Source organism: Streptomyces avidinii, from assembly GCF_014650695.1.
Taxonomy (GTDB): domain Bacteria; phylum Actinomycetota; class Actinomycetes; order Streptomycetales; family Streptomycetaceae; genus Streptomyces; species Streptomyces avidinii.
Genome location: NZ_BMVL01000011.1, coordinates 155,103 through 177,159 on the forward strand (window position 1 = coordinate 155,103; position 22,057 = coordinate 177,159).

Here is a 22,057-nt window from a genome sequence, read left to right on the forward strand (position 1 = left end):
ACGACCGGTGGATCAGCTGCCGAGCTGGGCCAGGGCCTCGGTGGCGATCTTCTCGAACACGGCCTCGTCTGAGGCGAAGTCGGAGTCCGGGATCGGAGCGTGGATCACCAGCTCGGTGAAGCCCAGCTCGCGGTGCCGACCGGCGAAGTCGACGAACGCGTCCACCGACGCCAGCACGGTGTTGGCCTCGGGGGTGAAGCCGGTCAGCAGGATCTTCTCCACGGACTCGGGATCCCGCCCGATTTCCAAGAAGGTCTTGCCGAGTCGTTCGAGCTGCCCGCGCAGGGCCTCCCGCGACTGCTCGGGCGTGCCCTCCTCGAAGAGCTTCGGGTCGCCCGTGGTCACCCAGGCCTGGCCGTGCCGGGCGGCGAGCCGCATGCCGCGCGGCCCGTTCGCGGCGACTGCGAACGGCAGCCGCGGCCGCTGCACGCACCCGGGGATGTTGCGGGCCTCCTCGGCGGAGTAGAAGGTGCCCTCGTGGCTCACCGAGGCCTCGCTCAGCAGCTGGTCCAGCAGGGGTACGAACTCGGCGAAGCGGTCGGCGCGCTCACGCGGGGACCAGGCATCCTGGCCCAGCGCGGTCGCGTCGAATCCGTTGCCGCCTGCGCCGATGCCCAGGGTGATGCGTCCGCCGGAGATGTCGTCCAGGCTGATGAGGTCCTTGGCGAGGGTCACCGGGTGACGGAAGTTCGGCGATGTGACAAGGGTGCCCAGGCGCATCCGCTCGGTGGCGGTGGCCGCCGCGGTCAGGGTGGGTACCGCACCGAACCACGGGCCGTCGCGGAACGTCCGCCAGGACAGGTGGTCGTAGGTGTAGGCGGTGTGGAATCCGAGCTGCTCAGCCCGGAGCCACTGATCGCGACCCCCCTCGTGCCATCGACGTACCGGAAGGATCACCGTGCTCAGACGCAGACTCATGCTCCGAGCCTACGGCGAGCCTATGTTTCACGTGAAACACGGTGTTTCACGTGAAACATCGCCCGAGGTGGCAGGCCTCCCGCCCATGGTCGGGACGCCATCGGCCATGGGCGAAGATGGAGCCGTGACCTCGGCTCCCCAGCGCCCGGACGGGCCAACCCCCACTCCCCGGCTCATCGCCACCGACCTCGACGGCACCCTGCTGCGCGACGACAAGTCCGTCTCGCCGCGCACCATCGCCGCGCTCGCCGCTGCCGAGGAGGCCGGAATCGAGGTCTTCTTCGTCACCGGCCGCCCGGCCCGCTGGATGGATGTGGTCAGCGACCATGTCCACGGCCATGGCCTCGCGATCTGCGCGAACGGCGCGGCAGTGGTCGATCTGCACGCCGGACGAGAGTTCGTACAGGTGAGGGCCCTGCCGCGGGTGGCCGCACTCGCCGTCGTCGATGCCCTGCGGGCTGCCGCCCCCGGCACTTCCTTCGCGGTCGAACTGACCACCGGCATCAACTACGAGCCCGCGTACCCGCCCTTCTTCAAGGACCCGGGCGCCAGGGTCGCGACCGCCGAGAAGCTGCTCCACGAGGACACGGACGAAGACGCCGCGCCCGTGCTCAAGCTCCTGGCCCACCACGCCGAGCTGGCCCCGGACGAGTTCCTGGCGCTGGCACGCTCCGCCGCGGGCGAGCATGCGTCGATCACTCGCTCCAGTCCCACCTCCCTGCTCGAAGTCAGCGGACCGGGCGTGTCCAAGGCCAGCACCCTCGCCCTGTGCTGCGCCGAGCGGGGCATTTCCCCCGCCGAGGTCGTCGCCTTCGGAGACATGCCGAACGACGTGGAAATGCTCAGCTGGGCAGGCACCTCGTACGCGATGGGCAATGCCCACCCGGATGTGATCGCGGCAGCGTCCGGCAGCACGGTCGCCAACAACGAGGACGGGGTCGCCCTCGTCATCGAGCGCATCCTGGCCGAACGGACCGCGCAGCAGCAGGCCTGAGAACCTGCCGACCGGGCCGGATCAGGCCTGGACGGCAGGCTGGAGCGGGGCCTCCCACACCACGGTGGTCCCGCCGCCGTCATCCCCGATGCCCGGGCCGTACGAACTCGAACCGCCCAGCGACTCGGCCCGGCGACGCAGGTTCCGCAGTCCGCTGCGGCGGCCGCCCTCGGCGATGCCCACCCCGTTGTCGGCGACCTCCAGCCGGACCCCGGGCCGGCCGTCGGCGAGCGTGACCGTCGAGTCGAGCACCACCTCGATCCGGGTCGCCTCGGCATGGCGGAAGGCATTGGACAGCGCCTCGCGGAGCGCGGCGATCAGGTTCTTGCCGACCAGCTCGCCGACGGCCGCGTCGATCGGTCCGAGGAAGCGGTGCGCGGGCTTGAAACCCAGGGGCACAGCGGCCATGTTGATCTCGCGCAGCACTCGGGTGCGCAACCCGGAGGGGGCCTCTGCCGGTCCCTGCTGGAGGGCGAAGATCGCGGTGCGGATCTCCTGGATCGTCACGTCCAGTTCGTCCACGGCCTTGCCCACGCCGTCGCGCACCTCGGGGACGATGGACCGGCGCTGGGCGCCCTCCAGCATCAGCCCGGTGGCGAAGAGCCGCTGGATGACCAGGTCGTGAAGGTCGCGGGCGATCCGGTCGCGGTCCTCGAACACCGCCAGCCGTTCGCGGTCGCGCTGTGCCTCGGCCATCATCAGGGCGAGCGCCGCCTGGGAGGCGAACTGTGTGGCCAGCGTTCGCTCGGCCTCGGTGAAGGGCCGCCCGCCGCGGGCCCGGGGGGTGACCAGCGCGCCCAGCACCCGCCCGCCGCTCTGCAGGGGCAGCATCATGCAGGGGCCGTACTGGCTGGTGAGCTTGCCGATCATGCGAGGGTCGGCGGCCGCGTCGTCCACGAACACCGGCTCGCCCTCCAGCAACCGGTCCACCACCGGGCTCTCGGCCGGGATCACCACACCGAGCGAAGTGGCCGGGTTCTCGGCGGAGACCGCGACGATCTCCATCCCGCCCTCCTCGGCCGGCAGCAGGACGATCCCGGCGGCGGAGTCGGCCAGTCGGCGGGCCTGTTCGGCGACCACCGCGAGGGCGTCGTCGGCGTCCCCGCCGGACAGGAGGGCGGTGGTGACGGCCACCGATCCGTCGATCCACCGCTCGCGCTGGGTGGCGGCCTCGTACAGCCGGGCGTTGCCGATGGCGATGCCGGCCTCGGTGGCCAGCACGCGGACCATGTGGAGGTCGTAGTCGTTGAACTCGCCGCCGCCCTTCTTCTCGGCGAGGTAGAGATTGCCGAAGATCTCTCCCTGCACCCGGATCGGCACGCCGAGAAAGGTCTTCATGGGCGGGTGGTGCGGCGGGAACCCCGCCGAGCGCGGGTCCTTCGTCAGATCGGCCAGCCGCACCGTGTCGGAGTGGGAGATCAATGCTCCGAGCAGTCCCCGTTTCCCGTCGGGACGGTGTCCGATCTTCCGGGCGTCCGCGGGGCTGATTCCGTGGGTGACGAAGTCCGAGAGCCCGCGGCCCTCCGTGTCGACGACGCCGATCGCCGCGTAGCGGGCGTCCGCGAGCTCGGCCGCGGTCTCGCAGATCCGGTCCAGCGTGGAGTGCAGTTCGAGCCCGGTCCCGACCGACCTCATGGCCTCCAGCAGCTGCGGGACACGGGCCGTGAGCTCGGTGGACAGGCCGTGCAGACTCCTGGCGGCCCGGGTGGCAGCCACAAGCGGGTCCGGTGATGCGGCCGTCCCCGCCGACGGATCCGTGGAGGGATCCGTCGATGAACCCGCTGACGGATCCGGCGATTCCTGCGGCTGCTGCGCTGACATGGTCTTGAGAGTAGTTAGTCCCTATTGGCGGGGAAAGTTGGCCAAAGTCCCGTCCGTTGCCCTTTCCCGCTCCAGCAGCCGCCGCAGCGGTCCCTCGGCAACGGCCAGCTCCGCGTACGGGCCGCGCTGCACGACCTCGCCGCGGTCCAGCACGAGAACCTCGTCGACCGCCTCCAGGCCGGCCAGCCGGTGCGTGATCAGCACGGTGGTCCGGCCCTCGGTCGCGGCCAGCAGGTCCGCCGTCAGGGCATCCGCCGTGGCCAGGTCCAGATGCTCGGCCGGCTCGTCCAGCACCAGTACGGGGAAGTCGGCGAGCAGCGCCCGCGCCAGGGCCAGCCGCTGGCGCTGGCCACCCGAGATCCGCTCCCCGTGCTCACCGACCAGCGTGTCCAGCCCGTCCGGAAGGCCGTCCGCCCACTCCAGCAGCCGGGCCGCGGCGAGCGCTTCCCGCAACTGCTCCTCGCTCGCACCGGTCCGGGCCAGGCGCAGGTTCTCCCGTACCGAGCTGTCGAAGATGTGGGCGTCCTGGGCGCACAGGCCCACGAGGGCGCGGACGTCGTCGCCGTCGAGGGTCCGCACGTCGCTCCCGCCCAGGTCGTACGTGCCCTCGGCCGGATCCAGGAACCGGAGGAGGACCTGCGCCAGGGTGGTCTTGCCGGACCCCGAGAGCCCGACGACGGCGATGCGACGGCCGGCCTCCAGGGTCAGGTTCATGTCGCGCAGCGCGGCACGTTCCTGGCCGGGGTGGCGGGCGGTGAGTCCCGACAGCCGCAGCGGGAACGGCGTGGCGGGGGCCGCGGCAGCCTGCTCGGGCTCGGCGACCGGGACCGTCGCGTCGATGACCTCGTAGACCCGCTCCGCGCTGCGGCGCACCCGCTGGCGGTACTGGACGGCGAGCGGGAGTCCGTTCACCGCCTCGAAGGCAGCCAGCGGTGTCAGGACCGCGACGGCCATGGCCACGCCGGAAAGCCGTCCGTCGTGCACGGCGTCGGAGGCGACAGCCGCGGCGGCCACGACGGTGAGCCCGCACAGAAGGGCCGACAGACCGCTGCCCAGCCCGGCCGCGGCCGAGCCCCTGGCGGCGATGCGGGTCAGCAGACCGTCGCTCTCCCGCGCCCGTCCCTTGCGGTCCTCCAGGGCGCCGGCCACCGTCAGCTCAGCGGTGCCGGTGAGCAGATCGGCCACCTGGGTGGCGAGTTCGCCCCGGGCGGGCGCGAGCCTGCGCTCGGCGTGCCGGGCGCAGGCTCCGCTCACCAGCGGCACCCCGATGCCGGCGGCGAGCAGTCCGACGGCGAGCACGGCTCCGGCCTCGGGAAGCAGCCAGGTGGTGAAGGCGACCGAGCCGGTTCCGACGAGCACGGCGGTGCCGACGGGCAGCAGCCAGCGCAGCCAGTAGTCCTGAAGTGCGTCGGCGTCGGCCACCAGCCGGGCCAGCAGGTCCCCGCGCCGGTGTTCGCGCAGTCCGGCGGGTGCGATGCGCTCCAGTCGGCGGTACACGGAGACCCGCAGGTCGGCGAGCATCCGCAGCACGGCGTCGTGGGAGACGAGCCGCTCGGCGTATCGGAAGACGGCGCGGCCCATGCCGAAGGCGCGGGTGGCCGTGACGGCCACCATCAGGTAGAGCACGGGCGGCTGTTCCGAGGCGCGAGAGATCAGCCAGCCCGACACGGCCATCAGGCCGACGCTGCATCCGACGGCCAGCGCCCCCAGCAACAGCCCTAGCCGGAACCGTCCTTGCCAGGCTCGTGCGACCGCCCGTACCCGGCGCAACGGGTCGTGCGGCGCAACAGAGCCGGCCGCCCCCACACCGGCCGGGACCGGGCCGGGGCCGCCGGACCACGCCCGCTCGGGCGCGGTACCGAGGATCCACTCCCCGGCGTCCGGGGCGTGATCGCCGGCATCCGAAGCGTGATCGCCGGACGCACCGGAGGACAGGAACTCGGCGCCGACCGGGGACGCGGCGCGGCGGGGGAGTGCCCGCCCGGCCGACGGCCCCGAAAGCGCCCCGGGGCCGTCACCGGCAGCCATCGTCACCACCCGGTCCGCGACGGCGAGCAGTGCCGGCCGGTGCACGACCAGCAGGACGGTCCGTCCCGCGGAAAGCCGCCGGACCGCGTCCACGATCCCCGCCTCGGTCTCGCCGTCGAGCGCCGCGGTCGGCTCGTCCAGCAGCAGCACGGGCCGGTCCGCCAGGAACGCGCGCGCCAGGGCCAGCCGCTGCCGCTGTCCGGCGGACAGCCCCACACCGCCCTCACCCAGCGGGGTCTGCGCCCCCCTCGGCAGGGCGCTCACGAAGTCCCAGGCCCCGGCGTCCTTCAACGCCGCGGCCACATCGTCGTCACAGGCCCCCGGGCGGGCCAGCCGGACGTTCTCGGCGATCGTCCCGGCGAACAGGTGCGGGCGCTGCGGCACCCAGGCGATCCGGTCCCGCCAGTGCTCCTGAGACAGTTCGGCCAGGTCCACCCCCGCGACCCGTACCCGCCCGGCGGTCGGCGTCACGAACCCCAGCAGTACTTGGAGGAGGGTGGACTTCCCCGCTCCGCTCGGGCCGGTGAGGGCCACGCACTCCCCCGGCCCGACCGTCAGGGAGACCGGCCTCGGGGAGTCCTCGCCCCGGCCCTCGTAGCGGACGGCGATCCCGTCGATCTCGATCCGCAGGGGAGCGCCGGCCGGCAGCTCGGCCGTACCGGCCGGACCGGTGGCGGGGGTCTCCAGGACCTCGAAGATCTCCTCGGCGGCCGCCAGCCCTTCGGCGGCGGCGTGGTACTGGGCCCCGACCTGGCGCAGTGGCAGGTACGCCTCGGGAGCCAGGATCAGGATCACCAGGCCGGTGTAGAGGTCCAGTTCGCCGTGGACCAGCCGCATGCCGATGGTGACGGCCACCAGGGCCACGGACAGGGTCGCCAACAGCTCCAGTGCGAAGGAGGAGAGGAAGGCGATGCGCAGGGTCCGCATCGTCGCGCGCCGGTAATCGTCGGTGATCTTGCGGATCGACTCGGCCTGCGCCTTGGCCCGGCCGAAGACCTTCAGGGTGGGAAGACCGGCCACCACGTCCAGGAAGTGCCCCGACAGCCGGGACAGCAGTCGCCACTGGCGGTCCATCCGGGACTGGGTGGCCATGCCGATGAGGATCATGAACACCGGGATCAGCGGCAGCGTCACCACGATGATGGCCGCCGACACCCAGTCCTCGGTGACGATGCGGGCGAGCACTGCCACCGGAACGACCACCGCGAGCCCCAGCTGGGGCAGGTAGCGGGAGAAGTAGTCGTCGAGCGCGTCCACCCCGCGGGTGGCCAGTGACACCAGCGATCCGGTGCGCTGCCCGGTCAGCCACCCGGGTCCGAGCTCCGCGGCCCGGTCCAGCAACCTGCCCCGCAGCTCCGACTTGACCGCCGCGCCGGCCCGGTGCGCGGCCAGTTCCGTCAGCCAGGCGATCAACCCGCGCCCGAGCGCCACCGCCGCGAGCAGCAGCAGGGGCGTCCGCAGCGCCCGCCCGTCGAGCCCCTGCTCGAAGGCACCGACCACGACCTCGGCGATCAGCATCGCCTGACCGACGACCAACCCCGCTCCGGCAAGACCCAGGGCCACCACCGCCCCCAGGAAGAGGCGGGTGGAACGGGCGTACCGGAGCAGGCGCGGGTCGATCGGTTTCACGTGAAACATCCCCTCGGGGAGGTCAGCCGGACAGGCGGGTCATGCGCAGGAACTCAGTGCACGTCGACGATGTGCTGCGTCCCGATCCGCTTGCGGAACACCCAGTACGTCCAGCCCTGGTAGAGCAGGACGAGCGGGGTGGCCACGGCCGCACACCAGGTCATGATCTTCAGGGTGTACGGGCTGGACGAGGCGTTGGTGACCGTGAGGTTCCAGGCGTCGTTCAGCGAGGACGGCATGACGTTCGGGAAGAGCGTGAGGAAGAGCATCGCGACGGCCGCCGCGATGGTGACCCCGGAGAGTGCGAACGACCAGCCCTCGCGGCCGGCCAGGTTGAAGCCGAGTGCCGCGACCAGCGCCAGCACCGCGACGACCATCGCGATCAGACTCGTGCCGTCGCCGCGCGAGACCTGGGTCCAGCCCAGGAAGACCAGGGCCAGGACGGCGGTGACGACGCCCAGCCGGGTCGCCAGCTTCCGCGAGCGATCCCGGATGTCACCGACGGTCTTGAGCGAGGCGAAGACCGCGCCGTGGAAGGTGAACAGGGTGAGGGTGACCAGTCCGCCGAGGATCGAGTAGACGTTCAGCAGGTCGAGGAAGCTGCCGACGTACTCCATGTTCTCGTCGATCTTGACGCCGCGCACGATGTTGGCGAAGGCGACACCCCACAGGAACGCGGGGATCAGCGAGGTCCAGAAGATCGCGTGTTCCCAGTTGGTCTGCCAGCGGTCCTCGGGGCGCTTGTGGCGGTACTCGAAGGCGACGCCACGGATGATGAGGCAGATCAGAATGATCAGCAGCGGCAGGTAGAAGCCGGAGAAGAGGGTGGCGTACCAGTCGGGGAAGGCGGCGAAGGTGGCCCCGCCCGCGGTGAGCAGCCAGACCTCGTTGCCGTCCCACACGGGCCCGATCGTGTTGATCAGGACCCGCTTCTCCGTGCGGTCGCGAGCGAGCAGCTTGGTGAGTACGCCGACTCCGAAGTCGAAGCCCTCCAGGAAGAAGTAGCCGGTCCACAGGACGGCGATGAGTACGAACCAGACATCGTGGAGTTGCATGGTGTGCGCTCCTCGGCCTCAGTACGAGAAGGCCATCGGCCGGTCGGGGTTCTTGTCGTCCCCACCGATCTTGGTGGGCGGGTTGAGGTCTGCCTCGGTGAGTTCGGGCGGTCCGGCCTTGACGTACTTGACGAGGAGCTTGACCTCGATCACGGCCAGCACGGCGTACAGCAGCGTGAAGCCGATCATCGAGGTGAGTACCTCGCCCTGGGAGACGTGCGGCGAGACGGCGTCCCTGGTGCGCAGGACCCCGTAGACCACCCAGGGCTGGCGGCCCATCTCGGTGAAGATCCATCCCCAGGAGTTGGCGATCAGCGGGAAGCCCATCGTCCAGAGCGCGACGATCCAGTACAGGTTGGCGAACTTCGGGCTCAGCGGCTTCTTGAAGAGCACCAGGTGCGGGACCTCGTCCTCCTCCGTGCGCAGCTGCGCAGGCAGCAGGAGCCGCTTGCGGGTCAGCCACAACCCCAGTGCTCCGACGCCGACGGAGGCCATGCCGAAGCCGATCATCCAGCGGAAGCCCCAGTAGGCGACCGCGATGTTGGGCCGGTAGTCGCCGGGGCCGTACTTCTCCTGCTCGGCCTTGTTCACGTCGTTGATGCCCGGGACGAAAGAGGTGAAGTCGTCGTTGGCCAGGAACGAGAGCAGGCCGGGGATCTCTATCGCCACCTTGTTGTGGCCCTTGTCGACGTCTCCGTAGGCGAATACGGAGAAGGGCGCGGGCGCCTCGCCGTCCCACAGCGCTTCCGCGGCGGCCATCTTCATCGGCTGCTGCTTGTACATCACCTTGCCCAGCAGGTCACCGCTGATCGCCGTGCCCATTCCGGCGATGATCATGACGATCAGGCCGAGGCGCAGCGAGCTCCGCATCACGGGCACGTGCTTCTTGCGCGCCAGGTGATAGGCGGAGATTCCCGCCATGAAGGCGCCGCCGACCAGGAAGGCGGCCGTGATGGTGTGGAAGAACTGGGTGAGAGCCGTGTTCTGGGTCAGGACGACCCAGAAGTCGGTGAGCTCGGCGCGACCCCGCTCCTCGTTGATGCGGTACCCGACCGGGTGCTGCATCCAGGAATTGGCCGCCAGGATGAAATAGGCGGACAGGACGGTGCCGATGGAGACCATCCAGATGCAGGCGAGGTGGATCTTCTTCGGCAGCTTGTCCCAGCCGAAGATCCACAGGCCGATGAAGGTCGACTCGAAGAAGAAGGCGATCAGTGCCTCGAAGGCGAGGGGGGCCCCGAAGATGTCGCCGACGAATCGCGAGTAGTCGGACCAGTTCATGCCGAACTGGAACTCCTGCACGATGCCGGTGACGACACCCATCGCGATATTGATCAAGAAAAGCTTGCCCCAGAACTTCGTGGCCCTGAGGTACTTCTCCTTCTCGGTACGCACCCATGCGGTCTGCAGGCCGGCCGTGAGCGCGGCGAGCGAGATCGTCAAAGGCACGAAGAGGAAGTGATAGACGGTGGTGATTCCGAACTGCCATCGCGCCAGAGTCTCCGGCGCCAAAGCTAGGTCCACGTCCTCGTCTCCTTCGGGTCGCCGTGGTCACAGCGGCAGTCTGCCTGGTGTGTCCCACGCAATACGGGAGTAAGTAGGACACGCTTGTGAACGCGTTCACATTCACAAGCATTATGTCGCACCACTCTCGGACACCTTCGGGCGGGGTACCCCTCTAGCCAATCCATTCAACAGATTGTTGAATGCGGCTCATGCAGATACGAATCTCGTGGCCTGCGGGCCAGCTCACCGCAACCCTCGACGAGACCCCGGCCAGCAAGGCGCTGGCCGAGGCCCTTCCGATTTCCGCCTCCGCGAACACCTGGGGCGAGGAGGTCTACTTCGACACCGGCGTCTCCGTCGCCCTGGAGGACGACGCGAGGCAGGTCGTCGATCCCGGCACGGTCGCGTTCTGGACCGAGGGCGACGCCCTCGCGCTGCCCTACGGCCCCACTCCCATCTCGCGCGGCGGCGAGAGCCGCCTCGCGAGCCCCTGCAACGTGCTCGGCTCCTTCGACGGCGACCCCCGCCTGCTGTCCACCGTCCGCGACGGCGATCCCGTCCGGGTGGAACTCGTCTGAGCCACCGGAACGGTCAGGCCGGCAGGACATCCCCGGCGGACCCAGCGGCTCCGCGACCGCCCGGAGCTCCGAGCACGCCGGAGCTCCCGCCCCGAGGCTCCCGGAGCCGGCGCAGCCCCCGGAGCCGGCAGGACTCCAGGAGCCCACGCAGCCCCTAGAGCTCCTTGAAGAACGCCTGCGCCGTGTGCAGGAAGAGGTCGTTCGCCTCGGTCTCACCGATCGTGACCCGCAGGCCCTCGCCCGCGAAGGGCCGGACCACCACACCGGCCTTCTCGCAGGCCCCCGCGAACTCGGCGGTGCGCTCCCCCAGCCGCATCCACACGAAATTCGCCTGCGTGTCCGGCACGGTCCAGCCCTGGGCGACCAGCGTCTCGTGGACCCGAGTGCGCTCGCTCACCAGTGCCCCGACACGGCCCATCAGCTCGTCCTCGGCGCGCAGCGAGGCCACCGCCGCGTCCTGCGCGAGCTGGCTGACGCCGAAGGGAACCGCCGTCTTGCGCAGGGCCGCCGCCACCGGCTCGTGGGCCACCGCGAAGCCGACCCGCAGACCGGCGAGCCCGTACGCCTTGGAGAACGTACGCAGCACGGCGACGTTCGGGCGGGAGCGGTAGAGCTCGATGCCGTCCGGCACGTCCGCATCGCGCACGAACTCGCGGTAGGCCTCGTCCAGGACCACCAGGACGTCCGAGGGCACCTGGTCCAGGAAGCGCTCCAGCTCGGCGCGGCGCACGGCCGTGCCGGTGGGGTTGTTCGGGTTGCAGACGAAGATCAGTCGGGTGCGGTCGGTGATCGCGGCGGCCATCGCGTCGAGGTCGTGCACATCGCCGTCGGTCAGCGGAACCTGCACCGAGGTCGCGCCCGTGATCTGCGTGAGGATCGGGTACGCCTCGAAGGAGCGCCAGGCGTAGATCACCTCGTCGCCGGGGCCGGCCGTCGCCTGGATCAGCGACTGCGCCACACCGACCGAGCCGGTGCCCGTGGCGATGTGCTCGACCGGCACCCCGAAGCGCTCGGCGAGCTCGTTCACGAGGCCGGTGCAGGCCATGTCGGGGTACCGGTTGAAGTTCCCGGCGGCCGTGACCGCGGTCTCCAGCACGCCCGGCAGCGGCGGGTACGGGTTCTCGTTCGAGGACAGCTTGTACGCGACAGGCCCCCCGGCGGCAGCCGGCTTGCCGGGCTTGTATGTCGGAATGCCGTCCAGCTCGGCGCGCAGCTTCGGGCTCTTCTCGCTCACCGCAGGTCCTCCTCGACCGTCCCGTACGACGTCGCCGTCGACTCAATACTGCTCACCTTATGAGGATTCCGCCGTTCCGAGAATGGGGGCGCCTGGAATGCGGGGGAGCGCGCGCATATATGCGCGCGCCGGTGGCCTGCGCCGTGGCGCGCATCCCTCGTGCAGGTGAGTTGAGACCGGCCCGAGATCCCATCGTTTTGGCATGCCCGGACCCGACGACAAGCCCCACCCCCACTCTGAGCGATCAAATGCCTTCATTTCCAAGGTCATTGGGGGTGGCGAACCATGCAGAATCGTGCCTGTCAACGCGTGCATATGCACCCGGACCACCCTCCCCACCGAGCCCTACTATCGGCTCGCCATGACAGCAGCAGGGAAGCATCAGGTGAGCCGGACCGAGACCACCCGGCGGGCCGCCGGCCGACAGGGCCGGGCCGGCATCAGGGACGTGGCCGCCGCGGCGGGCGTCTCCATCACAACCGTCTCCGACGCGCTCAATGGCAAGGGACGGCTGCCCGACGCCACCCGCCGCCACGTTCGCGAGGTGGCCGATCGCCTGGGCTACCGCCCGTCGGCCGCCGCCCGCACCCTCCGTACCGGCAAGTCGGGCCTCATCGGCCTGACCGTGACGACATACGGGGATGAACCTTTCACCTTTACCGAATTCGCCTACTTCGCCGAGATGGCCAGGGCCGCCACCTCCGCCGCGCTCGCCCGCGGCTACGCCCTGGTCATCCTCCCCGCCACCTCCCGCCACGACGTGTGGTCCAACGTCGCCCTCGACGGCACCGTCGTCATCGATCCCTCCGACCACGATCCCGTCGTCACCGAACTGGTCCGCCAAGGCCTGCCCGTGGTCTCCGACGGCCGCCCCGCAGGCTCCCTCCCCGTCACCGCCTGGGTCGACAACGACCACGAGGCCGCCGTACTCGGCCTCCTCGACCACCTCGCCGCCGCCGGCGCCCGCCGGATCGGGCTGCTGACCGGGACCACCACCGACACCTACACCCGGCTCTCCACCACCGCGTACCTCAACTGGTGCGAGCGCGTCGGCCAGGACCCCGTCTACGAGTCCTACCCCGCCCACGACCCGTGCGCGGGCGCCGTGGCCGCCGACCGGCTCCTCGCCCGCCCCGACCGGCCCGACGCGGTCTACGGGCTCTTCGACCCCAACGGCACCGACCTGCTCGCCGCCGCCCGGCGCTACGGCCTGCGCGTCCCCGAGGACCTGCTGCTCGTGTGCTGCAGCGAGTCCACCGTCTACGCCAACACCGAACCGCCGATCACCACCCTGTCCCTCAAACCGCGCCGCATCGGCACCGCCGTCGTGCAGCTGCTCATCGACGCGATCGAGGGAGTGAACACCGGGCATCCCGTCGAACAGGTCGTCCCGACCGAACTCATCATCCGTACCTCGTCGCAGCGCAGGCAGCCGCGCACGACCGTCAGCCCGCCCCGTTCTCCAGCACAGGACTAGACCGACAGACCGTCCGGTCGGCCTGTCGAAGGGCCGACCGAGGACAGTCCGACCACCGACCAAGGACCGGCCGAGGATTTCAGCAACACCGATATCGGGAGAAAGCGGTAGGAACGATCGGCTCCGCACAGGATTCACCACCCCTGGTGCGTCACAGAGCGCGAGCCGCATTCCTATGATGGGCGCACGACATCACGGACCCTCCTCCTCGGAGGTCAGGAGGGTCCGCAGGTGTACGGCAGCGCGACGGTGGTGGAGGGGTCGATGACTCAGGGGGCCGGTCAGGGACCCGCGATGCGGACGGACACGCTGCGGGACTTCCGGGTTCCAGTCACCGAACCCGCCGTGTACGCCGTGTCCACCGGGCTGCCCGGCGAGGCACCCGTCTACGGCGAGTATCCGGCGTACTACGAGAACGGCGCCACGCCGAGCGTGCCGCCGCAGCCGGGGTACCCGCCGCAGGCGCCCGCGCACCTGCCTGCGCCGCAGCAGCCCGCCGCGCCGCAGGCTCCGTACCCCGACACGCATCTCCACGTGCGCCCCGACGTCGAACCCGCGCACGCGACGACCCAGGGCTCCGACGAGGAGGAGCCGGAGGGCTACACACCGACCTACCGGGACCTGCCCGTCATCGGCCGCGGCGCACTCGGCGGCCCCGGCGACACCGTCCAGGTCCAGTACGTGCCCCAGGACCAGGCCGCCGGCCCCGGACCGCTCTACGTCGTCGGCGACGTCCACGGCTACCTCGACGAGCTCGTCACCGAACTCCAGGCCCAGAGCCTGATCGACGCCGAGCGCCGCTGGTCCGCGGGCAACGCCCGGCTCTGGTTCCTCGGCGACTTCACCGACCGCGGCCCCGACGGCATCGGCGTCATCGACCTCGTCATGCGGCTGTCCGCCGAGGCCGCGGCCGCCGGCGGCTACTGCAAGGCCCTGATGGGCAACCACGAGTTGCTGCTCATCGGCGCCAAGCGGTTCGGCGACACCCCCGTCGTCTCCGGTGCCGGCACCGCCACCTTCCAGGCCGCCTGGCTCCTCAACGGCGGCCAGCGCACCGACATGGAGCGCCTGCAGGACGTCCACCTGCAGTGGATGTCGCGCCTGGACGCGGCCGTCCTGGAGGAGGGCCACCTGCTGCTGCACTCCGACACCACGGCCTACCTCGACTACGGCGACTCCATCGAGGACGTCAACGACACCATCCACGAGCTCCTCAACCGCGGCGACGCCGACATCACCTGGGACCTCTTCCGGAAGTTCACCAAGCGCTTCGCCTTCCGCGACGAGGGCACCGGCCCGGCCGCCGTCCGCGAACTGCTCGACACCTACGGCGGCAGCCGCGTCGTCCACGGGCACAGCCCCATCCCGCACCTGCTCGGCGAAGTGGGCACGGAGGACGGCGACGAGTCCCGCGGCCCCGAGGCCGTGGACGGCCCTCACGTGTACGCGGAAGGGCTCGCCATCGCCATGGACGGCGGCGTGACAATGGCAGGCAAACTACTTGTCGTACAACTCCCCCTGAGCGACTGAGAGCTTACGGAGAGGGGTATTTCCGGAAAGCCCCTGTCACGGCGTGGCGTGGGCGCTCTACCATCGCTCTATCCGTAGCAGGCTCTCCTCCGTTTGTGCCGGCGCCCGGGTCTACGCGGGCATACCGGCTTCTACGGAGCATCGGGGGATGCACATGACCAGCGCTCCGCACCTGCTGACCGAAGACCGGCCGGAGTTCGAACGGCTCGTCGACGAGGCGCTGCGCGCCGCGCACGAGCGGCCCGAACTCGCCACGCTCGGCGAACGGCTGAACGCCGAACAGCTGCGCACCATGGCCCAGGGGGCCAGCGCCCTGCTGGCGGCCGCAGCCGCCGCCGAGTACGGCCACTACGTGAAGGTCCGTGAGGAACGGCGTGACGAGGTACTGACCGCGCCCAGCACGGCGACGGACGAGGACGGCGGGCAGGGCAGCGATGGCGGCGCGGGCGTCAGCGCCGTGGTCGCGGTCCTCGCACCCGTCCTCGCGGGCACCGCCATGCTGATCTTCCTGCTCGTCGGCTACATCCTGAAGATGATCGAGCCCGAACCGGCTTTCGCCGAAACCATGCTGACGGCGGGTTGGCTCTTCGGCGGGCTCACCGCGGCCGCGCTGCTCTTCGCCGTGATCGGACTGTTGGTGACGGCTGTGCGCAACTCCGCGACCGAGGTGGTCGCGGACGAGACCGAGGCGATACCCGACGAGGTCGCACGAGCCCGTGAGGCCTGGCGGCACGCCCTTCTGGAGCGCGGCATCATGCCCTTCCTGCGGGACGCGCTGGCCGACCCGAGTGCGGGCCCGGGCTTTCCCACCCCCCGCACCCCGGCGGCGGGGCGGATCCCCAACCTGGGATACAGCCGACCCGACTTCACGAGCCCGGGCTCCCCGTCGGAAACCCCGCGGCCCGGCTACACGCCTCCGGACTTCACGAGCCCGGACTTCGGCGGCCCGGAGCACGAGCGGGAGTGACGCACGGCGCGTCGCCACCGCCCGGGCGCCCCGGGCACAGGACGGACCCGCGGCTCCCCCCATGGGTCGCGGGTCCGTCCTGTGTCGCTCCCGCGCTCAGTCGGCGATCGGCAGGTAGACGCGGCTGCCCGAAGCCGCGAACTCGGCGGACTTCTCGGCCATGCCCGCCTGGATCTCCTCGGCCTTCAGGTCACCACCGTGCTCACGGCGGATGTCCTGCGAGATCTTCATCGAGCAGAACTTCGGACCGCACATGGAGCAGAAGTGCGCGGTCTTGGCCGGCTCGGCCGGGAGGGTCTCGTCGTGGAACTCGCGGGCCGTGTCCGGGTCGAGGGCCAGGTTGAACTGGTCCTCCCAGCGGAACTCGAACCGCGCGTCGGACAGGGCGTCGTCCCACTCCTGCGCGCCCGGGTGGCCCTTGGCCAGGTCGGCGGCGTGCGCCGCGATCTTGTACGTGATGACGCCGGTCTTGACGTCGTCGCGGTTGGGCAGGCCCAGGTGCTCCTTGGGCGTGACGTAGCAGAGCATCGCGGTGCCCCACCAGGCGATCATCGCAGCGCCGATGCCCGAGGTGATGTGGTCGTACGCGGGCGCGACGTCCGTGGTCAGCGGGCCGAGCGTGTAGAACGGCGCCTCCTCGCAGATCTCCTGCTGGAGGTCGATGTTCTCCTTGATCTTGTGCATCGGGACGTGGCCCGGGCCCTCGATCATCGTCTGGACGTTGTGCCGCTTGGCGATCGTGTTCAGCTCGCCCAGCGTCTTCAGCTCGGCGAACTGGGCCGCGTCGTTGGCGTCGGCGATCGAGCCGGGGCGCAGGCCGTCGCCGAGGGAGTACGTGACGTCGTACGTCGCGAGGATGTCGCAGAGCTCCTCGAAGTTCGTGTAGAGGAAGTTCTCCTTGTGGTGCGCCAGGCACCACGCGGCCATGATCGAGCCGCCGCGCGAGACGATGCCGGTCTTGCGGCGGGCGGTCAGCGGCACATAGGGCAGCAGCACGCCGGCGTGGACCGTCATGTAGTCGACGCCCTGCTCGGCCTGCTCGATGACCGTGTCCTTGTAGATCTCCCAGGTCAGGTCCTCGGCGCGACCGTCGACCTTCTCCAGCGCCTGGTAGAGCGGCACGGTGCCGATCGGGACGGGGGAGTTGCGCAGCACCCACTCGCGGGTGGTGTGGATGTTGCGGCCGGTCGAGAGGTCCATGACCGTGTCGGCGCCCCACTTGGTCGCCCAGGTCATCTTGTCGACCTCCTCCTCGATGGAGGAGGTGACCGCGGAGTTCCCGATGTTGGCGTTGACCTTCACCAGGAAGCGCTTGCCGATGATCATCGGCTCGATCTCGGGGTGGTTCACGTTCGCCGGAAGCACCGCGCGACCTGCGGCGATCTCCTCGCGAACGACCTCGGGGGAGACGTTCTCGCGGATCGCGACGTACTCCATCTCCGGGGTGATCTCACCGCGGCGGGCGTACGCGAGCTGCGTGACGGCGGCGCCGCCCCGGCCGCGGCGGGGTTGCCGGGGGCGACCCGGGAAGACGGCGTCGAGGTTCTTGAGGCCGCCGCGCGGCGAGGTGTGCTTGATGCCGTCGTCCTCGGGTCGCACGGGGCGACCCGCGTACTCCTCGGTGTCACCGCGGCTGATGATCCAGTTCTCGCGCAGCGGCGCGAGGCCGCGGCGGACGTCGGTCTCGATCTGCGGGTCGGTGTACGGGCCGGACGTGTCGTAGAGCGTCACGTCCTTGCCGTTGGTGAGGTGGACCTGGCGGACCGGCACCCGGAGGTCGGGCCGGGAGCCCGCCAGGTATCCCTTGTGCCAGCCGGGCTGGCGCTCGGTCCGGTCGTCGGCGTCCTGGCTGACGGCAGGCGTGCGTGCATCCTGAATGGTCATGAGACCTGATCTCCCTACGCCGGCATTACCCGGTAACAGGTTCGGCGGTCGACGCAGCCTCTTCCCGTACGCATCCGTGATGCTCGTACGGTGATCAGCGTCCTCTCAGCCCGGTGCTCCGAGCTCCCGCGTTGTGCAAAGGTGCCCCCACGCTAGCGTCATCCATGGCGTGCTGAACAGTGGGCCCCCTCATCTCTTGCGATGATCTGCTGGTGACGCCCTCGCTGCAGCCCCCCACCGAGCCCACAGAGACCCGTGGCCACAACGGCCACGACGGCCACGACGGCCACGAGCACGACGGCCACGAGCACGGGAGCCCCGGGCAGTCCGCCGGAGACTCGCCGGGGCAGCCCGGCGGTCATTCCGGCGGGCACTCCTCGGCGGGGCATGCCCACGGCCACAGCCACGGTCACGGGCCGGCCGCCCCCGTCTCGAAGCACCTGCGCAAGGTCATCGCGGCCGTACTGATCCCCTTCGCGGCCGCCGTCTTCGTCGGCATGGCGGTGCTCTGGCCGGGCGGCGCCCCCGACCACGAGCGCAGCGGGGTGGGCTTCGACCGGCAGACCCAGCAGGGTGTGGTCACCTCGCTCGAACAGGTCGACTGCAAGTCCGTGAACGCCGCCCAGGTACCGACGACCGCGGCTCCTTCCACGCCCTCGGGCCGCCAGGCGCAGGCCGAGCAGACCGGCGAGTGCAAGAAGGCCACTGTCGAGGTCACCAGCGGCCCGGACAAGGGCCGCACCTTCGTGGAGATCGTCCAGCCCGGTGCGCCACGGCAGTTGGAGGACGGCCAGGAGGTGGTGGTGGCGTACGCGCCGGATGCCCCGCGCGACCTCCAGTACTCGGTGATCGACGTGAACCGCAAGCTGCCGATGGCGCTGCTGGCCGGCATCTTCGCGGTCGCGGTCGTCGTGGTCGGACGGATGCGCGGGCTGTTCGCGCTGATCGCGCTGGTGGTCAGCTTCGGCGTGCTGACCCTCTTCATCCTCCCGGCCATCCTGCAGGGTTCGAACCCGCTGGTGGTCGCGGTGATCGGGGCGAGCGCGATCATGCTGATCGCGCTCTACATGTGCCACGGGCTGACCGCCCGTACCTCGGTGGCCGTTCTCGGCACGCTCGTCTCGCTGTTGCTGATCGGGCTACTCGGCTCGGGGTTCATCGACTGGGCGTTCCTCAGTGGCAACACCGATGACAACACCGGGCTGATCCACGGGCTGTACCCGGACATCGACATGAGCGGTTTGCTGCTCGCAGGCGTGATTATCGGATCGCTCGGCGTACTCGACGACGTGACGGTCACCCAGACCTCGGCGGTGTGGGAACTGCGCCAGGCGGACCCGTCGATGGGGCCGCGAGCCCTCTACCGGGCGGCCATCAGGATCGGCCGTGACCACATCGCGTCGGTGGTCAACACCCTGGTGCTGGCCTATGCGGGTGCCGCACTGCCCCTGCTCCTGCTGTTCTCGATCGCGAACAGCAGCATGGGTTCGGTGGCCAACAGCGAGCTGGTTGCGGAGGAGATCGTACGGACCCTCGTGGGCTCGATCGGGCTGGTGGCCTCGGTCCCCGTGACGACGGCGCTGGCCGCGCTGGTGGTTTCTGCCGACCGACCGGGATCCCCGGCCGGCGTCCCGGCCACAGGGCCGGTCCGCGGCCGGGGCCGGCGGCGCAAGCGCTGAAGGTCAGCCGGCGTTCTGCTCGTTCTGGTGCGATTCGGCGAGGATCTTGACGAGGGCCTCGTCGAGGTTCTCCTCGAAGTCGCCCAGGTTCCGCTCCTGTCCGAGCGGAACGATCCGGTCGGTGCGGTCGAGGAACGCGACGAGCGGCGCCGCGCTGGCCCGGAACAGGGCCCGGTCGCCGCCGACCTGGAGCCGGATGTGGACGTCGGACAGATCTTCGGGGTGGGTGGGGGCGATGTGCACATCGCCGTCACCGCATGGCTTGTTGATGCCGTCGAGGAGAAGTTCCCGACCGAACGCCCAGGTCACGGGCGCATCTCCGGGAAGGTGGAAGGTCAGGCGGACTGCGTAGGGGTCGCGTGCGTCGTACCGGAGTTCCACCGGAATCCGGAACGAGAGCTCCTCGGAAACGAGGAAGCTCATCATGACCTCTGCCTGTACCGACTCGCGCATTGACTACCCCGCTGTAGTTGAAGTGGCCAGGAATGATCCCCCAGGACCCACTTGACAAGAGTGGTGGAAGCGGTAGCAGATCACAAGGAGTGAGTTTTCAGATACTGATAGAGAACGAGAGGGTGCTCAACAGCGCGCCTACTTCACTCCGTAGCCGATCGACTACATAGAGCAATCGTTCTTCTTGGTGGAGGGGTAGAGAAATAGCCATCGTCGCGGCCGTATCGCCGGCCGTAATGGGGATGGCCGCGCAGATGATGCCAAGGGCATATTCCTGGCGTTCGATCACCGGTTGCATTCGCCCGAGCGCCGCGATCCGGTTTTCCAGGGACCGTTGATCGCGCACCGTATAAGGGGTGATGGGCTCGACCGGATGGCGGTCGTAGTAGTCCTGGCGCGTCTTCTCGTCGAGCTGCCCGAGCAGGCACTGTCCGATGGCGTGCGCATGGCCGGTCGCACGGAAGTCGGCCCACTCCTCGCAGGCCGGGCTGGCCGGAGTGTCCGAGACACCCACGACCTCGATCTCACCCTCGCGGTAGACCGCGAAGTAGACGGGGGCCCCGACCGCGTCGCGGAAGTGCGCGAGGGAGTCGAGGATCATGCTGCGACGTTTCTGCTGTAGTCCCCCACCGGCGAGCCGACCCGCGGCCTCGCCCAGTACGAAGACTCCTCCCGCCCTGTGCAGATAGCCCTCGTGCGTGAGGGTGCGCAGCAGGTGGTACGCGGTGGGAAGCGGGAGCCCGGCCTCGCGCGCCAGCTGTTTCGCCGGGGCTCCCTCGCTATGGGACCCCGCCGCTTCGAGCAGCCTCAGCGCGCGCTGCACCGAACCGATCAGAGTCGGCACACCGGCATTGTGAACCGGAGACAAAGCTCACCCCCAGGCGTGGCGGCGAGCCGTTGGGGAGGCCCGCCCTGCGGGGGCCGCCCCCGCGCGTGCCGTGGCCCCTGGGGGTCGTACTCGGCGGCTCGTTTTCATCGCCGCAGGTCAGGGCGGCAGGTCGGAGCGGCGGTACCGGCTTTCGGTGCCCAGGGAACGGCACAGATTGCCACTCTATCCACCGATTCCGGGGATGTGAGCCGTTTGGCGAGTCACGTTCCCTCACCTGGCTCAATCCCGGAACCCCGGCCCCCTCCCGTCTACCACTCTCCGGAGGAGGACTTCGATCCGCTGCCGCTGAACTTCTTCACGACGAAGACCAGGCCGCTGACGAGACCGACGAAGAGGAGCAGCTTGAAGACGAACCCGATCAACGCGCCCAGGATGCTGGTGATCACACCGCCGAAGACGAAGAGCGCCAGCAACGGAACCGCGACCCACTTAACCCACCAGGGCATACCTGCGAATATCTGTCGGATGCCGTCCATGTCCTCGACCTCTTCCTCGTCCGTGACTTCCTGCTCCCGATGCTAGGAGTCCACGGACACGGATCGGGGCCCGCGAGCCCCCGGAGTCCCCTGATCCGCCCCTTAGGGGGATCGGGGCAGCGACCCTCATCCGCCCGTGCCGCTCAGCTCTCCGGCGGGGAGAACACCACCATCACCTTCAGGTCCTCGGTGATGTGGTGGAACTTGTGCGGGACGCCGGCCGGGACGTAGACGACACTGCCGCGCGCCACGGTCCCCGTCTCCTCCCCGACCGTGATCGAGGCCCGCCCGCTGACGACGAAATACACCTCGTCCTGCCGGTGCGGCAGCTGCGGATCGATCTGTCCGGCGTCGAGCGCGTACAGCCCGACCGACATGTTCCGCTCGCGCAGGAACTGCAGGTAGGCGCCGTCGTTGGCGGCCCGCTCCGCTTCGAGCTCGTCAAGCCGGAAGGCTTTCATCGTCGTTGCGCCCCTTGTACTCGATCGTTCCTTCGCATCCGCTGATCTGCGGATGTCCCACCGGGATCTTCTCTGCCACGATCAGACACATGACGAATTTCGTAGTCAAGACGCTCGCCAATGCGGCGGCCCTGGCCGTCGCCATCTGGCTGCTTTCCGGTATCACCCTCGACGACGGCAGCAGCACGGGGCGCCGGACGCTCACCCTGATCCTTGTCGCACTGGTCTTCGGCCTGGTCAACCTGCTCGTCAAGCCGGTGGTGAAGCTGTTCTCACTGCCGCTGTTCGTGCTGACCCTGGGCCTGTTCACCCTCGTCGTGAACGCCCTGATGCTGCTGCTGACCTCCTGGCTGGCCACCCAGCTGGACCTCAGCTTCCACGTCGACGGCTTCTGGACCGCGATCCTCGGCGGCCTGATCATCTCCATCGTCTCCTGGGCCGTGAACATGGTCCTGCCCGAAAAGAACTGAACGGGTCG

18 protein-coding genes are annotated in these 22,057 nt (G+C 69.8%); 7 read left to right on the forward strand and 11 right to left on the reverse strand.

The window, feature by feature from the left end; all coding sequences use genetic code 11:
* Positions 1 to 12 precede the first annotated feature (12 nt).
* Positions 13 to 918 carry an LLM class flavin-dependent oxidoreductase gene (locus IE257_RS26885; RefSeq protein ID WP_189972485.1) on the reverse strand — a complete coding sequence of 302 codons (906 nt, stop codon included), beginning with the start codon at positions 916 to 918 and terminating at the stop codon, positions 13 to 15.
* A 106-nt stretch (positions 919 to 1,024) separates the two neighbouring features.
* On the opposite strand from IE257_RS26885, the gene IE257_RS26890 reads away from it, so the two are divergent.
* Positions 1,025 to 1,912 carry a Cof-type HAD-IIB family hydrolase gene (locus IE257_RS26890; protein ID WP_189972486.1) on the forward strand — a complete coding sequence of 296 codons (888 nt, stop codon included), beginning with the start codon at positions 1,025 to 1,027 and terminating at the stop codon, positions 1,910 to 1,912.
* A gap of 21 nt (positions 1,913 to 1,933) precedes the next feature.
* Here IE257_RS26890 and IE257_RS26895 read toward each other — a convergent pair whose 3' ends face one another.
* The 4 genes from IE257_RS26895 to IE257_RS26910 are packed head-to-tail and all read right to left on the reverse strand — an operon-like array spanning position 1,934 to position 9,969.
* Entirely contained in the window at positions 1,934 to 3,733 is a 1,800-nt protein-coding gene (locus IE257_RS26895) for a sensor histidine kinase (RefSeq protein ID WP_229920677.1), read from the reverse strand.
* A 21-nt stretch (positions 3,734 to 3,754) separates the two neighbouring features.
* A complete protein-coding gene (cydD, locus tag IE257_RS26900; protein WP_189972488.1) occupies positions 3,755 to 7,390 on the reverse strand; it encodes a thiol reductant ABC exporter subunit CydD in 3,636 nt (1,211 codons plus the stop codon).
* A 53-nt stretch (positions 7,391 to 7,443) separates the two neighbouring features.
* A complete protein-coding gene (gene cydB, locus IE257_RS26905) occupies positions 7,444 to 8,445 on the reverse strand; it encodes a cytochrome d ubiquinol oxidase subunit II (protein ID WP_189972489.1) in 1,002 nt (333 codons plus the stop codon).
* An 18-nt stretch (positions 8,446 to 8,463) separates the two neighbouring features.
* Positions 8,464 to 9,969: a cytochrome ubiquinol oxidase subunit I gene (locus tag IE257_RS26910; RefSeq protein ID WP_189972490.1), complete on the reverse strand. Its 1,506-nt coding sequence runs from the start codon at positions 9,967 to 9,969 to the stop codon at positions 8,464 to 8,466.
* A gap of 191 nt (positions 9,970 to 10,160) precedes the next feature.
* Here IE257_RS26910 and IE257_RS26915 point away from each other — a divergent pair, with 191 nt between their 5' ends.
* On the forward strand, positions 10,161 to 10,529 hold the full coding sequence (locus IE257_RS26915) for a cyclophilin-like fold protein (protein ID WP_229920678.1): 369 nt from the start codon (positions 10,161 to 10,163) through the stop codon (positions 10,527 to 10,529).
* A gap of 154 nt (positions 10,530 to 10,683) precedes the next feature.
* Here the strand turns inward: IE257_RS26915 and hisC are convergent, their stop codons facing one another.
* Positions 10,684 to 11,763 (reverse strand): histidinol-phosphate transaminase, encoded by a 1,080-nt coding sequence (gene hisC / locus IE257_RS26920; RefSeq protein WP_189972492.1) that lies wholly within the window; start codon positions 11,761 to 11,763, stop codon positions 10,684 to 10,686.
* A gap of 361 nt (positions 11,764 to 12,124) precedes the next feature.
* Here hisC and IE257_RS26925 point away from each other — a divergent pair, with 361 nt between their 5' ends.
* From IE257_RS26925 to IE257_RS26935, 3 genes are all read left to right on the forward strand, one after another.
* Positions 12,125 to 13,240 (forward strand): LacI family DNA-binding transcriptional regulator, encoded by a 1,116-nt coding sequence (locus IE257_RS26925; protein ID WP_189972493.1) that lies wholly within the window; start codon positions 12,125 to 12,127, stop codon positions 13,238 to 13,240.
* 264 nt (positions 13,241 to 13,504) lie between these two features.
* Positions 13,505 to 14,770 (forward strand): metallophosphoesterase, encoded by a 1,266-nt coding sequence (locus IE257_RS26930; RefSeq protein ID WP_189972494.1) that lies wholly within the window; start codon positions 13,505 to 13,507, stop codon positions 14,768 to 14,770.
* Between the two features lie 148 nt (positions 14,771 to 14,918).
* A complete protein-coding gene (locus IE257_RS26935; RefSeq protein WP_189972495.1) occupies positions 14,919 to 15,737 on the forward strand; it encodes a hypothetical protein in 819 nt (272 codons plus the stop codon).
* Positions 15,738 to 15,833: 96 nt separating this feature from the next.
* Here the strand turns inward: IE257_RS26935 and thiC are convergent, their stop codons facing one another.
* On the reverse strand, positions 15,834 to 17,621 hold the full coding sequence (thiC, locus tag IE257_RS26940; RefSeq protein ID WP_229920679.1) for a phosphomethylpyrimidine synthase ThiC: 1,788 nt from the start codon (positions 17,619 to 17,621) through the stop codon (positions 15,834 to 15,836).
* Between the two features lie 212 nt (positions 17,622 to 17,833).
* Here thiC and IE257_RS26945 point away from each other — a divergent pair, with 212 nt between their 5' ends.
* The gene (locus IE257_RS26945) at positions 17,834 to 19,300 is read left to right on the forward strand and encodes a YibE/F family protein (protein ID WP_229920680.1); all 1,467 of its coding nucleotides are present in this window, start codon (positions 17,834 to 17,836) and stop codon (positions 19,298 to 19,300) included.
* Positions 19,301 to 19,303: 3 nt separating this feature from the next.
* Here IE257_RS26945 and IE257_RS26950 read toward each other — a convergent pair whose 3' ends face one another.
* The 4 genes from IE257_RS26950 to IE257_RS26965 all read right to left on the reverse strand — a co-directional run bounded on the left by IE257_RS26950 (position 19,304) and on the right by IE257_RS26965 (position 21,579).
* Positions 19,304 to 19,753 carry an SsgA family sporulation/cell division regulator gene (locus IE257_RS26950; RefSeq protein WP_030383960.1) on the reverse strand — a complete coding sequence of 150 codons (450 nt, stop codon included), beginning with the start codon at positions 19,751 to 19,753 and terminating at the stop codon, positions 19,304 to 19,306.
* Between the two features lie 97 nt (positions 19,754 to 19,850).
* Positions 19,851 to 20,597, reverse strand: coding sequence for an IclR family transcriptional regulator (locus IE257_RS26955; RefSeq protein ID WP_229920681.1), 747 nt, complete (start codon positions 20,595 to 20,597; stop codon positions 19,851 to 19,853).
* 293 nt (positions 20,598 to 20,890) lie between these two features.
* Entirely contained in the window at positions 20,891 to 21,118 is a 228-nt protein-coding gene (locus IE257_RS26960) for a DUF5326 family protein (protein ID WP_189972498.1), read from the reverse strand.
* A gap of 143 nt (positions 21,119 to 21,261) precedes the next feature.
* Positions 21,262 to 21,579 carry a cupin domain-containing protein gene (locus tag IE257_RS26965; RefSeq protein ID WP_189972499.1) on the reverse strand — a complete coding sequence of 106 codons (318 nt, stop codon included), beginning with the start codon at positions 21,577 to 21,579 and terminating at the stop codon, positions 21,262 to 21,264.
* An 89-nt stretch (positions 21,580 to 21,668) separates the two neighbouring features.
* Between IE257_RS26965 and IE257_RS26970 the strand changes: the two genes are divergently transcribed.
* A complete protein-coding gene (locus IE257_RS26970; protein ID WP_189972500.1) occupies positions 21,669 to 22,049 on the forward strand; it encodes a phage holin family protein in 381 nt (126 codons plus the stop codon).
* Positions 22,050 to 22,057: the final 8 nt, after the last annotated feature.